At 42.5% G+C, this 16,759-nt stretch carries 6 protein-coding genes, 6 rRNA genes and 1 pseudogene (1 of these 13 running past the window's edge); 1 reads left to right on the forward strand and 12 read right to left on the reverse strand.

All coding sequences use genetic code 11. The annotated features are described in order from the left end of the window. From ACSBO6_RS19825 to ACSBO6_RS19855, 7 genes and pseudogenes are all read right to left on the reverse strand, one after another. Positions 1-120, reverse strand: a pseudogene (locus tag ACSBO6_RS19825) (transposase); it reaches 225 nt to the left of the window's first position. Then, positions 84-338, reverse strand: coding sequence for a transposase (locus ACSBO6_RS19830; protein ID WP_098847360.1), 255 nt, complete (start codon positions 336-338; stop codon positions 84-86). Before ACSBO6_RS19830 ends, ACSBO6_RS19825 begins: the two are co-directional and overlap by 37 nt. Positions 339-587: 249 nt before the next feature. Beyond that, positions 588-728: a hypothetical protein gene (locus tag ACSBO6_RS19835; protein WP_498844689.1), complete on the reverse strand. Its 141-nt coding sequence runs from the start codon at positions 726-728 to the stop codon at positions 588-590. A gap of 9 nt (positions 729-737) precedes the next feature. Beyond that, positions 738-893, reverse strand: a complete 156-nt coding sequence (locus tag ACSBO6_RS19840; protein ID WP_498843923.1) for a hypothetical protein — start codon at positions 891-893, stop codon at positions 738-740. A 181-nt stretch (positions 894-1,074) separates the two neighbouring features. Then, positions 1,075-1,190 (reverse strand): 5S ribosomal RNA (gene rrf / locus ACSBO6_RS19845). A gap of 58 nt (positions 1,191-1,248) precedes the next feature. Beyond that, positions 1,249-4,186, reverse strand: a 23S ribosomal RNA gene (locus ACSBO6_RS19850). A gap of 153 nt (positions 4,187-4,339) precedes the next feature. Next, a 16S ribosomal RNA gene (locus ACSBO6_RS19855) occupies positions 4,340-5,889 on the reverse strand. Together the 16S, 23S and 5S rRNA genes form the textbook arrangement of a ribosomal RNA operon. Before the next feature lie 357 nt (positions 5,890-6,246). Here ACSBO6_RS19855 and ACSBO6_RS19860 point away from each other — a divergent pair. Then, positions 6,247-6,720: a hypothetical protein gene (locus tag ACSBO6_RS19860; protein WP_498843924.1), complete on the forward strand. Its 474-nt coding sequence runs from the start codon at positions 6,247-6,249 to the stop codon at positions 6,718-6,720. Between the two features lie 464 nt (positions 6,721-7,184). On the opposite strand, the gene ACSBO6_RS19865 is transcribed toward ACSBO6_RS19860, so the two are convergent. The 5 genes from ACSBO6_RS19865 to ACSBO6_RS19885 all read right to left on the reverse strand — a co-directional run bounded on the left by ACSBO6_RS19865 (position 7,185) and on the right by ACSBO6_RS19885 (position 16,464). Continuing rightward, on the reverse strand, positions 7,185-7,898 hold the full coding sequence (locus tag ACSBO6_RS19865) for a class I SAM-dependent methyltransferase (RefSeq protein WP_498843925.1): 714 nt from the start codon (positions 7,896-7,898) through the stop codon (positions 7,185-7,187). Between the two features lie 175 nt (positions 7,899-8,073). Beyond that, positions 8,074-9,978, reverse strand: coding sequence for an endonuclease MutS2 (locus ACSBO6_RS19870; protein WP_098847119.1), 1,905 nt, complete (start codon positions 9,976-9,978; stop codon positions 8,074-8,076). 1,671 nt (positions 9,979-11,649) lie between these two features. Then, positions 11,650-11,765: ribosomal RNA gene (gene rrf / locus ACSBO6_RS19875) — 5S ribosomal RNA — on the reverse strand. Positions 11,766-11,823: 58 nt separating this feature from the next. After that, positions 11,824-14,761, reverse strand: a 23S ribosomal RNA gene (locus ACSBO6_RS19880). A gap of 153 nt (positions 14,762-14,914) precedes the next feature. Next, positions 14,915-16,464: ribosomal RNA gene (locus tag ACSBO6_RS19885) — 16S ribosomal RNA — on the reverse strand. Positions 16,465-16,759 lie beyond the last annotated feature (295 nt).

A 16,759-nucleotide genomic window follows, 5' to 3' on the forward strand; every position in this document is an offset into this window, starting at 1 on the left:
AAAACTTTCCTTTAATTGATAAGCCGATTTTAATTCTTTTGAAAAACTGAAGTAACGTTGTAGGTACCTTTGATCCTCTTTGGTTAATTTTTCAACCTTTTTATAGAGTAAATGACGCATTTTCTTTCATTTCTTTCGGTCATACTCATACCACCTAGTTGTATTCGTTTCCTTACACCATCTAATGCCCAATAAATATATCTCACAAAGTGAAAATGATCAGCCACTATGACAGGTTTCCCTAACGCTTCCTGAACTGCGGCTTTAAAAGAAGGGCTCATTTCCATGATGACAATTCCTACCTTTGCCCCGTACTTTTTAAAATAGTCCTTTATTATTTTTTTCTACGGTTTGGTAATATGTCGATGAGCTTTCTCGTCTTACCATTCACAATAATTAGTTGATACTTACCTGCTTGGGTGTCTCCTTTATACTCATCGATGGCAATTACTTTTGGGAGAGCTGTCACTTGATTAATTTCTTTCTTTGAGAGTCATCAAACCCTCTAATGACTGTCGTATAAGAACCTCTGAAAATCTCACTCGTTTTCTTAAAACTTCTGCTTTTAATCGCATGAATCGATAAAGCTAAAAACCATTCGATCGAGCCTCTTTTATAACGAGATACAAATGATTTGCTTTCTGAAAAACGCTTACCAATACACAAACATAACGACGTTTTCTATACCAAATTTCTGTCTTTTGCTGAAACCAACTTAAATGTTTAATTTTCTGTAGTCAGTAATCATGTGCTTTATTTGTCTTATTCTTACAACTCGGACAAGAGTGAGGTGCTATTTTCATTTCAACAAAAAGACAAATTTTTTCACTATATTCCTCTACTTTTGTCACTAGACAATCTTTTAATCCTGGGATGTATATGTTAGAATTCATTTACACGTAACTCCATTCGTTTATCTTGTTTCTCGACAATTCAAATATAACGAATATTGGATGTTACGTGTTTTTTTACCTAAAATTGTACATACCCCAATAGTATAGAGCCTTTAAATAATCTATCGTTTCATATTTCAACACAAAAAAACATCAGCTAAATAGCTGATGTTTTTTTGTTACCAGGCGACGTTCTACTCTCACAGGGGGAAACCCCCAACTACCATCGACGCTGAAGAGCTTAACTGCCGTGTTCGGTATGGGAACGGGTGTGACCTCTTCGCAATAATCACCTGATTTGTATTTGAGTTGTACTTCGTACCCTCAAAACTAGATAATGTCATTATCAAACTTGTTAGTTAAGTCCTCGACCGATTAGTATCAGTCAGCTCCACGTGTCACCACGCTTCCACCTCTGACCTATCAACCTGATCGTCTCTCAGGGGTCTTACTAGCTTAACGCTATGGGAAATCTCATCTTGAGGGGGGCTTCATGCTTAGATGCTTTCAGCACTTATCCCTTCCACACATAGCTACCCAGCCATGCTCTTGGCAGAACAACTGGTACACCAGCGGTGTGTCCATCCCGGTCCTCTCGTACTAAGGACAGCTCCTCTCAAATTTCCTGCGCCCACGACGGATAGGGACCGAACTGTCTCACGACGTTCTGAACCCAGCTCGCGTACCGCTTTAATGGGCGAACAGCCCAACCCTTGGGACCGACTACAGCCCCAGGATGCGATGAGCCGACATCGAGGTGCCAAACCTCCCCGTCGATGTGGACTCTTGGGGGAGATAAGCCTGTTATCCCCGGGGTAGCTTTTATCCGTTGAGCGATGGCCCTTCCATGCGGAACCACCGGATCACTAAGCCCGACTTTCGTCCCTGCTCGACTTGTAGGTCTCGCAGTCAAGCTCCCTTATGCCTTTACACTCTTCGAATGATTTCCAACCATTCTGAGGGAACCTTTGGGCGCCTCCGTTACTCTTTAGGAGGCGACCGCCCCAGTCAAACTGCCCACCTGACACTGTCTCCGAGCCGGATCACGGCTCTAGGTTAGAATTTCAATACAGCCAGGGTAGTATCCCACCGACGCCTCCACCGAAGCTAGCGCTCCGGCTTCTCAGGCTCCTACCTATCCTGTACAAGCTGTACCAAAATTCAATATCAAGCTGCAGTAAAGCTCCACGGGGTCTTTCCGTCCTGTCGCGGGTAACCTGCATCTTCACAGGTACTATAATTTCACCGAGTCTATGGTTGAGACAGTGCCCAAATCGTTACGCCTTTCGTGCGGGTCGGAACTTACCCGACAAGGAATTTCGCTACCTTAGGACCGTTATAGTTACGGCCGCCGTTTACTGGGGCTTCAATTCAGAGCTTCTCCCGTAAGGGATAACCCCTCCTCTTAACCTTCCAGCACCGGGCAGGCGTCAGCCCCTATACTTCGCCTTGCGGCTTCGCAGAGACCTGTGTTTTTGCTAAACAGTCGCTTGGGCCTTTTCACTGCGGCTCTCCCGGGCATACACCCAAAAGAGCACCCCTTCTCCCGAAGTTACGGGGTCATTTTGCCGAGTTCCTTAACCATAGTTCTCTCGCTCACCTTAGGATTCTCTCCTCGCCTACCTGTGTCGGTTTGCGGTACAGGCACCTATTTCCTCGCTAGAAGCTTTTCTTGGCAGCGTAGAATCAGGAACTTCGGTACTATATTTCCCTCGCCATCACAACTCAGCCTTACGATGTGCGGATTTGCCTACACATCAGCCTAATTGCTTGGACGCGCATATCCAGCAGCGCGCTTACCCTATCTTTCTGCGTCCCTCCATCGCTCAAACGGAAATGAGGTGGTACAGGAATATCAACCTGTTGTCCATCGCCTACGCCTGTCGGCCTCGGCTTAGGTCCTGACTAACCCTGGGAGGACGAGCCTTCCCCAGGAAACCTTAGGCATACGGTGGACGGGATTCTCACCCGTCTTTCGCTACTCATACCGGCATTCTCACTTCTAAGCGCTCCACCAGTCCTTACGATCTAGCTTCAACGCCCTTAGAACGCTCCCCTACCACTGATACCAAATGGTATCAATCCGCAGCTTCGGTGATACGTTTAGCCCCGTTACATTTTCGGCGCAGAGTCACTCGACCAGTGAGCTATTACGCACTCTTTAAATGGTGGCTGCTTCTAAGCCAACATCCTGGTTGTCTAAGCAACTCCACATCCTTTTCCACTTAACGTATACTTTGGGACCTTAGCTGGCGGTCTGGGCTGTTTCCCTCTTGACCACGGATCTTATCACTCGTAGTCTGACTCCTATGGATAAGTCATTGGCATTCGGAGTTTGACTGAATTCGGTAACCCGTTGGGGGCCCCTAGTCCAATCAGTGCTCTACCTCCAAGACTCTAACACATAAGGCTAGCCCTAAAGCTATTTCGGGGAGAACCAGCTATCTCCGAGTTCGATTGGAATTTCTCCGCTACCCACACCTCATCCCCGCACTTTTCAACGTGCGTGGGTTCGGACCTCCATTCAGTGTTACCTGAACTTCATCCTGGACATGGGTAGATCACTCGGTTTCGGGTCTACGACCACGTACTAAATCGCCCTATTCAGACTCGCTTTCGCTGCGGCTCCGTCTCTTCAACTTAACCTTGCACGGGATCGTAACTCGCCGGTTCATTCTACAAAAGGCACGCCATCACTCGTTAACGAGCTCTGACTATTTGTAAGCACACGGTTTCAGGTTCTCTTTCACTCCCCTTCCGGGGTGCTTTTCACCTTTCCCTCACGGTACTGGTTCACTATCGGTCACTAGGTAGTATTTAGCCTTGGGAGATGGTCCTCCCAGATTCCGACGGAATTTCACGTGTTCCGCCGTACTCAGGATCCACTCAAGAGGGAACGAGGTTTCAACTACAGGGTTTTTACCTTCTTCGACGGACCTTTCCAGGTCGCTTCATTTACCCCGTTCCTTTGTAACTCCGTATAGAGTGTCCTACAACCCCAAGAGGCAAGCCTCTTGGTTTGGGCTATCTTCCTTTTCGCTCGCCGCTACTTGGGAAATCGCTATTGCTTTCTATTCCTCCAGGTACTTAGATGTTTCAGTTCCCTGGGTCTGTCCTCAGTACCCTATGTATTCAGGTAAAGATACTACTCCATTACGAGTAGTGGGTTCCCCCATTCGGAAATCTCCGGATCAAAGCTTACTTACAGCTCCCCGAAGCATATCGGTGTTAGTCCCGTCCTTCATCGACTCCTAGTGCCAAGGCATCCACCGTGCGCCCTTTCTAACTTAACTAATTTTAAAACTAATTGAATTAAACTTACGCAGTTTAATGAATGACATTATCTAGTTTTCAAGGTACAAATGTTGAGAGTGAACTCTCAAAACTAAACAAAACAATGAAGAAACATTTCATACATGAACCATCGGTTCATGATGTCTCCATAGAAAGGAGGTGATCCAGCCGCACCTTCCGATACGGCTACCTTGTTACGACTTCACCCCAATCATCTGTCCCACCTTAGGCGGCTGGCCCCTAAAAGGTTACCCCACCGACTTCGGGTGTTACAAACTCTCGTGGTGTGACGGGCGGTGTGTACAAGGCCCGGGAACGTATTCACCGCGGCATGCTGATCCGCGATTACTAGTGATTCCGGCTTCATGTAGGCGAGTTGCAGCCTACAATCCGAACTGAGAATAGTTTTATGGGATTAGCTCCACCTCGCGGTCTTGCAACCCTTTGTACTATCCATTGTAGCACGTGTGTAGCCCAGGTCATAAGGGGCATGATGATTTGACGTCATCCCCACCTTCCTCCGGTTTGTCACCGGCAGTCACCTTAGAGTGCCCAACTGAATGCTGGCAACTAAGATCAAGGGTTGCGCTCGTTGCGGGACTTAACCCAACATCTCACGACACGAGCTGACGACAACCATGCACCACCTGTCACTCTGTCCCCGAAGGGAAAGCCCTATCTCTAGGGTTGTCAGAGGATGTCAAGACCTGGTAAGGTTCTTCGCGTTGCTTCGAATTAAACCACATGCTCCACCACTTGTGCGGGCCCCCGTCAATTCCTTTGAGTTTCAGTCTTGCGACCGTACTCCCCAGGCGGAGTGCTTAATGCGTTAACTTCAGCACTAAAGGGCGGAAACCCTCTAACACTTAGCACTCATCGTTTACGGCGTGGACTACCAGGGTATCTAATCCTGTTTGCTCCCCACGCTTTCGCGCCTCAGCGTCAGTTACAGACCAGAAAGTCGCCTTCGCCACTGGTGTTCCTCCAAATCTCTACGCATTTCACCGCTACACTTGGAATTCCACTTTCCTCTTCTGCACTCAAGTTTCCCAGTTTCCAATGACCCTCCCCGGTTGAGCCGGGGGCTTTCACATCAGACTTAAGAAACCGCCTGCGCGCGCTTTACGCCCAATAATTCCGGACAACGCTTGCCACCTACGTATTACCGCGGCTGCTGGCACGTAGTTAGCCGTGGCTTTCTGGTTAGGTACCGTCAAGGTGCCAGCTTATTCAACTAGCACTTGTTCTTCCCTAACAACAGAGCTTTACGACCCGAAGGCCTTCATCGCTCACGCGGCGTTGCTCCGTCAGACTTTCGTCCATTGCGGAAGATTCCCTACTGCTGCCTCCCGTAGGAGTCTGGGCCGTGTCTCAGTCCCAGTGTGGCCGATCACCCTCTCAGGTCGGCTACGCATCGTCGCCTTGGTGAGCCGTTACCTCACCAACTAGCTAATGCGCCGCGGGCCCATCTGTAAGTGATAGCCAAGGCCATCTTTCAATCAAGGAACAGGAGTTCCTTGATGTCATCCGGTATTAGCTCCGGTTTCCCGAAGTTATCCCAGTCTTACAGGTAGGTTGCCCACGTGTTACTCACCCGTCCGCCGCTAACTAACGGGAGCAAGCTCCCATTAGTCCGCTCGACTTGCATGTATTAGGCACGCCGCCAGCGTTCGTCCTGAGCCAGGATCAAACTCTCCATAAAAGTTAAGTTTAAATCTTGTATTGCTCAAAAAACTAATAATTGACGTTTACTTCATGTTTTGTTTAGTTTTCAAAGTTCACTTCATCGCTTTAGAAGCGACTTTAATATAATAACATTTTGCCGAACGTTTTGTCAACAAGTTATTATATATTTTTTGTTGTCCGAACTTACTTCGTCGTGACAACATATACAAATATACCACCTTCACCAATTGATTACAAGCATTTTTTAAAAAAGTTTACAAAATTAATTACGAAAACTTCAAACAAATTAATTAGTTAATTGTACAACTAGGTATGAGTACAAGCACAAACTATCCCTCTTCCATAGATTAGTACAAGAAAGGGAGGAATTGTTATGCAATGTAGTGAAGCCCATCAATTATGTAATAATTATAGAGGGCAGGTTGTACGCATTTTCGATAAAGATGGAAATGAGCATGTCGGTCGTATTACTAAAGTAACTGATGACCGAGTTTTTATTGAACCTGTCAATCAATACCGCCAAAGCTCTAATTCGTCAAATAGATCATCTAATCGTAATAGAAGTAATATGAACAGAAACCAATCTAATAGAAATTTCTCAGAAAGAAACTTTTCAAACAGAAGTTCCCAAAATGGAAATCGTTTTGATAATATGTTTGGTAATCGAGTTGAAGATCGATTCGATAGAAGATTCGACAGAAGATTTGATAGAAGATTTGATAGAAGAAACGAAAGAGATTTCGATAGAGATGGATTTGGATGCGGATTCTTCGGTTGCGGATTAGGCATTTCAATTGCACTTGGTTTTGTTGCTGGAGTAGCATTAGCTGCATTATTCTTTTTTTAATAGCTCAATGATAACTTATATTCAATTACTGTGGGTATGTCTCTTTAGTCAAAAGCTGACTATTGAGATACCCTTTTTTCATTACATGTACTCATATAAGCCATTTCTTTATGATTCTAGTTCCTAAAACAAAATAAGTTTCTAATCTAAAACAAATAATAAATGCATTAAAACGATAAATAGGTGGTATTTATGAAAAGTATGATAAAAATCATTATAATTTTATCCCTACTTTGCATGTGTACATATACTTTTACAATTGCGAAATCGTATTTATACATAAATAAAGTGAAGATAAATAAGTATTTTCCAATTTACCCTCATGGTGACCAGTAATTTATAGAAACGTATTAACTGAATTATACTTTAGGTTAGCTACATGTATAAAACCGATACATTAGAATTAATCCATTCCCGATAAGTGGGAGTTTTGTATATCAAACAAAAAAAGATAAGCTATATGCCTATCTTTTTCTACATAAAAATACTCTATATCCTAACACATCTTTATAACGAACTAGTATTTCTTGAAATCTATGAAGTAATTCAATTCCTTCAGGTGGTAATTTTTGAAATGGTAGTGAATCAGTTGTGTTTGTAATTGTATTCATTATTGTATTTCCTTTAAGGATTTTATAATCTCTAAATCCACCTTTGATTAACACTTGTTCCCATTCTCTAACCGTCTTTACTTTTGAAATACCATAAACATCCTTTATTTCATTTTCTTCTTTTAGTGTTAATTGTCTCTCTGAAGTCATTTCTATAGCAAGAAAATATCCACCTTTTTTTAACACTCTTACATATTCTGGTATTGATTTATCTGCGTTTGTGAAACTTGTTACTGATTCTGAAATAATTATATCAAATGTATCATCCTTAAATGGAAGGTTTTCTGCACTTGCTTGATGCAGTGTAACTGGAATTTTCTTTTTGTTAAATCGTTTTCTTGCATTAGCAAGCATCCGACTGTTTAGATCGATTGTAGTAATTGAGCAATTGTAACTTTCATATATATAGCTAGCCGTTTTACCTGACCCACATCCAACTTCTAACACTTGGCTATCTGATGTTAGTGGAAGAAATCTTAATGTTTTTTTTGTTAAATCAAACCCACCAGGATGTGCATCTTCTATATTTAATGTAGCAATTAAATCCATATAAGAAAATTTTCTCATATTAAGACCCCAATCATGTAGTTTGGTATAGTCTATTCACTTAAGCTTAAATTTGTTTTGTATTCTTGAAAACAATGATTTTTTCTAAAACAAAAAAAACATCAGCTTTTGGGCTGATGTTTTTTTGTTTTATACAAATTACAATAATTTGGCGATTAAAAACCCCATAGCCAAATTAACACTCCCCTTTATTTCTCATTCCTTTTTGAATCTTTCGGAGTGCCTTTTTCGAACCTCGTTCAATATCGTGCTGCAATTTTCGTGTCGCATAATCAACAAATATCGTTTCTAAGTCATATCCTTCTGGATAAAGTTCAGTAGCTTTTCCTTCTAATGATATTCGCTTTTCATTCACTTCCAGAAAATCACCATTGTAAAAAACGATGAGATTGTAAAAATTATCGATTTCTTTATAAACAATGCCATAGTTATCGAAGTCTAATAATTTTACTCGATCACCTTTTTGATAGCTAACCTTTTCCACAGCTTTCAATTTGACAATCTTTGGTTTCCTTATTGTATTTTCATTTACTCTTTCTAACTGATATTCTTTATTTTCCATATATTCTTTCGCTCTTTGAAGTACATTTTCGCGGATATTCATTTTCTTAGATATCCATAGAGCATTACTTTCTCCTGATTTCCCGATTATTAACTTATACATTGGTTCTAGTGTTTCACTATTAAATCGCATTGCTGCATTCATAAAGTCACTATGCATTTCTGAAAAACGTTTAATTTCACCATAATGAGTAGTAGCAACTGTAATGCAACCCATTTGGTAAAATTCCTCCAATATAGAAATTGCTAGTGCTGATCCTTCGTTCGGTTCCGTACCACTTCCTATTTCATCAAATAGTAATAGTGTATTATTATTAGAAACACGCATAATATCGGAAAGGTTTTTCATATGTGATGAAAATGTACTTAGTGCATTCTCTATACTTTGATTATCACCAATATCAACAAAAATCTTTTCAAATACTGCTATTTCAGTCTCCATGTCTCCAATAATATGGAAACCTGACATTGTTGCTAATGTTAGTAAACCAATTGTTTTCAAAACGACTGTCTTTCCACCCGCATTAGGACCTGTAATGATTAAACTACGATAACTTTCTCCTATCTCAAAATTAAGTGGAACTACATTTCCTGTTAATAATGGATGTTTGCAATTAACTAACTTTATATATCCAAAGTCATTTAATTTTGGCTCAACTCCACCAATATGTTTGCTAAATTTAGCTTTAGCAAACACCATATCATATTGGCTAATTAACTCCATATTTATATTTATTTCATAAATATTTTCTAAAATCATTCCAGAAAGGGTAGCTAATATCTGATATTCCTCTATTGCCTCCTCAGCCTTTAGGCTTGCTAACTCACTATTTAATTTTGTTACTGTATTCGGTTCAATAAAGACTGTTGACCCTTTAGCTGAAACTTCAATAATCGACCCAGGAACTTGCTTCTTAAATGAAGCTTTAATCGGTATCGTATATCGGTCATCCTTCTTACTTATAAAAAAGTCTTGGATATACATTTTATTTGCACTACTATTTAGAAATTTATTTAAACGATCTTTAATTTTTCCCTCAACTGATTCAATATTATTTCGTATTCGTTTAAGTTCTTTACTGGCTGCAGAGTCAACACTATTTCCTTTAATTGAAAAGTTAATCTCATCTTCAATACTTATAAATTCACTCATTGATTTTGCGTAAGAAGCAAGAATTGGGGCAAAGAATATGTTCTCTAGCATAAACTTTTTAATTCTTCTACATCCTCTTAAAAAGTCCGAAATACTGATTAAGTCACTCGGATCTAATATCATGCCCTTTTCAAGATTTGTAATGATAATTTCAATGTTTGATACACCTAAAAATGGAATATGTCCTACTGCATCTAAGATTGCCCGAGCTTCCGTTGTCTCATTTAATCTGTTTTTAACTACTTTTATATTTGTACTAGGCTCTAATTGGTCGATCAATTTTTTACCTAATCCACTTACACAATATGATTTCACAATTTCCTTTAACTCTTTATATTGTAATTTTTCAAATGTTATATTATTCAATTTTAATTCTCCTCTTTTAATATGATTTTATTGATCATAAATGGAGATACCTACCCATTAGATTCCAATGAGTTGATTAATACAAACAAAGAACATGTTTACCTGAAAAAATAAAAAAAGCTGCGGAGATACCGCAGCTTTAATCACATTACAAGGCAATCATAACTGAAATATAGTTAAATAAGCTATTAGAAAATAGCCCTACTAATTTCATTATACGCATTATAAAGTATTGTAGGTATCTTCATAGGTTTGAAATAAATACATGACAAAATTAAGGGTGCGAATTTTACAAATTCCCCTTTTTTCATCCTATTTATTTCATTTGTTTTTTTCCTATTTAGAACCTACTGCACTCACAAAATGCACCTCATTTATTTTTATGTTCATTGAAATCTAACTTATTGAAATCATCATACTATGTGTAAATTGAAAAGTAAAGATGATCTACATTATTTACTATATGTGATTAGTAAATATCTTCTACAACTTTTTCCTATACTGGTATGTACTCTACTTGAAGTTTAGCTAGTTACCTTCCAAATTCACAAAGAATGCAAACAATAAATGTAATAAATAAGCTAAATTATGCTATCTGATTTGAAAATTCAACATAAGTATTCGTGTTGTTTATTTTTTGAAGGGAGCTATCCCCTTATGAAATGGTTAGAATTTATGATTAAAGCATTTATGAATGAGCCATTATGGTTCTAAATACTAATCTCTACTACTTTTTTGCTTCAATAATTTTAAGAAGTTCCATTTTTTCAAACCATCTTTTTTACAAAGTTGCTCTAAATTATCGGCGGCTATCTTATTTTGTGCTTACGGTATTAAAATCAGGAGAAATTTTAAAAGAACGCTCATATTATTTGGGTGTTCACTAATATGTGTTTACTTATCGATCACATCAATATTTTAATGTTCATAATCACATATTTTTAAATTAGTTTAATAATGGAGAATGTGTTTTAACAAAGTATATTTTGTGATCTCATCTCATTTATCAGGAAATTTGCTGTTTTTATTCTAAAAAAGACTAAAGAGAAGCCTCTTTTTTCAGTTTGAAAAATCAACATTTTTATTTAATAGACCCTTAAGTTAAGGATGAAGTGTTGTCGTATTGACTGAGGTTCAAAAGAAATAGTAGGTTGATAAAAGCATTATTCTTTTTATATTTTTAATATTTATCATTACAGCTACAAACGTCCCTAAAATTCAGAATTTAAATGAATCAACTTTAGTAGGGACATACCAAAGCAAAAAACTTCCATTTGCAACAATCGTATTTGATTAAGAGGTCATCATTCATTTTATTATTATAATCGTACTAAAAGCAGATAAAGGTCTTATTCAAGGAAAACAGATACGATGTATGTAATTAACAGTTCTAAATTTCATAACTTGAAATTTATTTATGATAAAAAAGAAAGAACTTTTAAAATTAAAATTGATAATAAAACCTATATTTTTAAACAATCTGATACAACCCCTACGATTATTAATAATTCTGAATGAAAAGATTTAGGTTCTCAAGTACTTGGTAACCAATTTTTGTACAAAGAACGTAAAAGGACTATCAATAGTTGACAGTCCTTTAGGAGTGTTAAATTTTATCAAATATTGATCCAAATAAAAAAAGCACCAACTGATTAGCTGATACTTTGGTAAACCAGGCGATGTTCTACTCTCACAGGGGGAAACCCCCAACTACCATCGACGCTGAAGAGCTTAACTGCCGTGTTCGGTATGGGAACGGGTGTGACCTCTTCGCAATAATCACCTGATTTGTATTTGAGTTGTACTTCGTACCCTCAAAACTAGATAATGTCATTATCAAACTTGTTAGTTAAGTCCTCGACCGATTAGTATCAGTCAGCTCCACGTGTCACCACGCTTCCACCTCTGACCTATCAACCTGATCGTCTCTCAGGGGTCTTACTAGCTTAACGCTATGGGAAATCTCATCTTGAGGGGGGCTTCATGCTTAGATGCTTTCAGCACTTATCCCTTCCACACATAGCTACCCAGCCATGCTCTTGGCAGAACAACTGGTACACCAGCGGTGTGTCCATCCCGGTCCTCTCGTACTAAGGACAGCTCCTCTCAAATTTCCTGCGCCCACGACGGATAGGGACCGAACTGTCTCACGACGTTCTGAACCCAGCTCGCGTACCGCTTTAATGGGCGAACAGCCCAACCCTTGGGACCGACTACAGCCCCAGGATGCGATGAGCCGACATCGAGGTGCCAAACCTCCCCGTCGATGTGGACTCTTGGGGGAGATAAGCCTGTTATCCCCGGGGTAGCTTTTATCCGTTGAGCGATGGCCCTTCCATGCGGAACCACCGGATCACTAAGCCCGACTTTCGTCCCTGCTCGACTTGTAGGTCTCGCAGTCAAGCTCCCTTATGCCTTTACACTCTTCGAATGATTTCCAACCATTCTGAGGGAACCTTTGGGCGCCTCCGTTACTCTTTAGGAGGCGACCGCCCCAGTCAAACTGCCCACCTGACACTGTCTCCGAGCCGGATCACGGCTCTAGGTTAGAATTTCAATACAGCCAGGGTAGTATCCCACCGACGCCTCCACCGAAGCTAGCGCTCCGGCTTCTCAGGCTCCTACCTATCCTGTACAAGCTGTACCAAAATTCAATATCAAGCTGCAGTAAAGCTCCACGGGGTCTTTCCGTCCTGTCGCGGGTAACCTGCATCTTCACAGGTACTATAATTTCACCGAGTCTATGGTTGAGACAGTGCCCAAATCGTTACGCCTTTCGTGCGGGTCGGAACTTACCCGACAAGGAATTTCGCTACCTTAGGACCGTTATAGTTACGGCCGCCGTTTACTGGGGCTTCAATTCAGAGCTTCTCCCGTAAGGGATAACCCCTCCTCTTAACCTTCCAGCACCGGGCAGGCGTCAGCCCCTATACTTCGCCTTGCGGCTTCGCAGAGACCTGTGTTTTTGCTAAACAGTCGCTTGGGCCTTTTCACTGCGGCTCTCCCGGGCATACACCCAAAAGAGCACCCCTTCTCCCGAAGTTACGGGGTCATTTTGCCGAGTTCCTTAACCATAGTTCTCTCGCTCACCTTAGGATTCTCTCCTCGCCTACCTGTGTCGGTTTGCGGTACAGGCACCTATTTCCTCGCTAGAAGCTTTTCTTGGCAGCGTAGAATCAGGAACTTCGGTACTATATTTCCCTCGCCATCACAACTCAGCCTTACGATGTGCGGATTTGCCTACACATCAGCCTAATTGCTTGGACGCGCATATCCAGCAGCGCGCTTACCCTATCTTTCTGCGTCCCTCCATCGCTCAAACGGAAATGAGGTGGTACAGGAATATCAACCTGTTGTCCATCGCCTACGCCTGTCGGCCTCGGCTTAGGTCCTGACTAACCCTGGGAGGACGAGCCTTCCCCAGGAAACCTTAGGCATACGGTGGACGGGATTCTCACCCGTCTTTCGCTACTCATACCGGCATTCTCACTTCTAAGCGCTCCACCAGTCCTTACGATCTAGCTTCAACGCCCTTAGAACGCTCCCCTACCACTGATACCAAATGGTATCAATCCGCAGCTTCGGTGATACGTTTAGCCCCGTTACATTTTCGGCGCAGAGTCACTCGACCAGTGAGCTATTACGCACTCTTTAAATGGTGGCTGCTTCTAAGCCAACATCCTGGTTGTCTAAGCAACTCCACATCCTTTTCCACTTAACGTATACTTTGGGACCTTAGCTGGCGGTCTGGGCTGTTTCCCTCTTGACCACGGATCTTATCACTCGTAGTCTGACTCCTATGGATAAGTCATTGGCATTCGGAGTTTGACTGAATTCGGTAACCCGTTGGGGGCCCCTAGTCCAATCAGTGCTCTACCTCCAAGACTCTAACACATAAGGCTAGCCCTAAAGCTATTTCGGGGAGAACCAGCTATCTCCGAGTTCGATTGGAATTTCTCCGCTACCCACACCTCATCCCCGCACTTTTCAACGTGCGTGGGTTCGGACCTCCATTCAGTGTTACCTGAACTTCATCCTGGACATGGGTAGATCACTCGGTTTCGGGTCTACGACCACGTACTAAATCGCCCTATTCAGACTCGCTTTCGCTGCGGCTCCGTCTCTTCAACTTAACCTTGCACGGGATCGTAACTCGCCGGTTCATTCTACAAAAGGCACGCCATCACTCGTTAACGAGCTCTGACTATTTGTAAGCACACGGTTTCAGGTTCTCTTTCACTCCCCTTCCGGGGTGCTTTTCACCTTTCCCTCACGGTACTGGTTCACTATCGGTCACTAGGTAGTATTTAGCCTTGGGAGATGGTCCTCCCAGATTCCGACGGAATTTCACGTGTTCCGCCGTACTCAGGATCCACTCAAGAGGGAACGAGGTTTCAACTACAGGGTTTTTACCTTCTTCGACGGACCTTTCCAGGTCGCTTCATTTACCCCGTTCCTTTGTAACTCCGTATAGAGTGTCCTACAACCCCAAGAGGCAAGCCTCTTGGTTTGGGCTATCTTCCTTTTCGCTCGCCGCTACTTGGGAAATCGCTATTGCTTTCTATTCCTCCAGGTACTTAGATGTTTCAGTTCCCTGGGTCTGTCCTCAGTACCCTATGTATTCAGGTAAAGATACTACTCCATTACGAGTAGTGGGTTCCCCCATTCGGAAATCTCCGGATCAAAGCTTACTTACAGCTCCCCGAAGCATATCGGTGTTAGTCCCGTCCTTCATCGACTCCTAGTGCCAAGGCATCCACCGTGCGCCCTTTCTAACTTAACTAATTTTAAAACTAATTGAATTAAACTTACGCAGTTTAATGAATGACATTATCTAGTTTTCAAGGTACAAATGTTGAGAGTGAACTCTCAAAACTAAACAAAACAATGAAGAAACATTTCATACATGAACCATCGGTTCATGATGTCTCCATAGAAAGGAGGTGATCCAGCCGCACCTTCCGATACGGCTACCTTGTTACGACTTCACCCCAATCATCTGTCCCACCTTAGGCGGCTGGCCCCTAAAAGGTTACCCCACCGACTTCGGGTGTTACAAACTCTCGTGGTGTGACGGGCGGTGTGTACAAGGCCCGGGAACGTATTCACCGCGGCATGCTGATCCGCGATTACTAGTGATTCCGGCTTCATGTAGGCGAGTTGCAGCCTACAATCCGAACTGAGAATAGTTTTATGGGATTAGCTCCACCTCGCGGTCTTGCAACCCTTTGTACTATCCATTGTAGCACGTGTGTAGCCCAGGTCATAAGGGGCATGATGATTTGACGTCATCCCCACCTTCCTCCGGTTTGTCACCGGCAGTCACCTTAGAGTGCCCAACTGAATGCTGGCAACTAAGATCAAGGGTTGCGCTCGTTGCGGGACTTAACCCAACATCTCACGACACGAGCTGACGACAACCATGCACCACCTGTCACTCTGTCCCCGAAGGGAAAGCCCTATCTCTAGGGTTGTCAGAGGATGTCAAGACCTGGTAAGGTTCTTCGCGTTGCTTCGAATTAAACCACATGCTCCACCACTTGTGCGGGCCCCCGTCAATTCCTTTGAGTTTCAGTCTTGCGACCGTACTCCCCAGGCGGAGTGCTTAATGCGTTAACTTCAGCACTAAAGGGCGGAAACCCTCTAACACTTAGCACTCATCGTTTACGGCGTGGACTACCAGGGTATCTAATCCTGTTTGCTCCCCACGCTTTCGCGCCTCAGCGTCAGTTACAGACCAGAAAGTCGCCTTCGCCACTGGTGTTCCTCCAAATCTCTACGCATTTCACCGCTACACTTGGAATTCCACTTTCCTCTTCTGCACTCAAGTTTCCCAGTTTCCAATGACCCTCCCCGGTTGAGCCGGGGGCTTTCACATCAGACTTAAGAAACCGCCTGCGCGCGCTTTACGCCCAATAATTCCGGACAACGCTTGCCACCTACGTATTACCGCGGCTGCTGGCACGTAGTTAGCCGTGGCTTTCTGGTTAGGTACCGTCAAGGTGCCAGCTTATTCAACTAGCACTTGTTCTTCCCTAACAACAGAGCTTTACGACCCGAAGGCCTTCATCGCTCACGCGGCGTTGCTCCGTCAGACTTTCGTCCATTGCGGAAGATTCCCTACTGCTGCCTCCCGTAGGAGTCTGGGCCGTGTCTCAGTCCCAGTGTGGCCGATCACCCTCTCAGGTCGGCTACGCATCGTCGCCTTGGTGAGCCGTTACCTCACCAACTAGCTAATGCGCCGCGGGCCCATCTGTAAGTGATAGCCAAGGCCATCTTTCAATCAAGGAACAAGAGTTCCTTGATGTCATCCGGTATTAGCTCCGGTTTCCCGAAGTTATCCCAGTCTTACAGGTAGGTTGCCCACGTGTTACTCACCCGTCCGCCGCTAACTAACGGGAGCAAGCTCCCATTAGTCCGCTCGACTTGCATGTATTAGGCACGCCGCCAGCGTTCGTCCTGAGCCAGGATCAAACTCTCCATAAAAGTTAAGTTTAAATCTTGTATTGCTCAAAAAACTAATAATTGACGTTTACTTCATGTTTTGTTTAGTTTTCAAAGTTCACTTTGTCGCTTCAGAAGCAACTTTTAAATTATATCATTTAAAGCTTGTTTAAGTCAACAACTTTTTAAATGTTTTTTGATTTTCATTTCGTATGTTTTCCCTCGTTTAGGACAACATAGAATAATATATCAGCTATTTGAATTAATTACAATACTAAAATAAAAATACTATTATTCAGAATGTTCCATTTGATTGAGCTCTTTATTAACAATGGTG

The sequence above is a fragment of the Bacillus sp. AL-1R genome (assembly GCF_052180195.1).
Lineage (GTDB): Bacteria > Bacillota > Bacilli > Bacillales > Bacillaceae_G > Gottfriedia.

Excerpts from the sequence above, each read along its gene's own strand:
- ACSBO6_RS19865 (WP_498843925.1), bottom strand. The coding sequence starts at position 7,898 with ATGAGAAAATTTTCTTATATGGATTTAATTGCTACATTAAATATAGAA.
- ACSBO6_RS19860 (WP_498843924.1), top strand. The coding sequence starts at position 6,247 with ATGCAATGTAGTGAAGCCCATCAATTATGTAATAATTATAGAGGGCAG.
- ACSBO6_RS19840 (WP_498843923.1), bottom strand. The coding sequence starts at position 893 with ATGAATTCTAACATATACATCCCAGGATTAAAAGATTGTCTAGTGACA.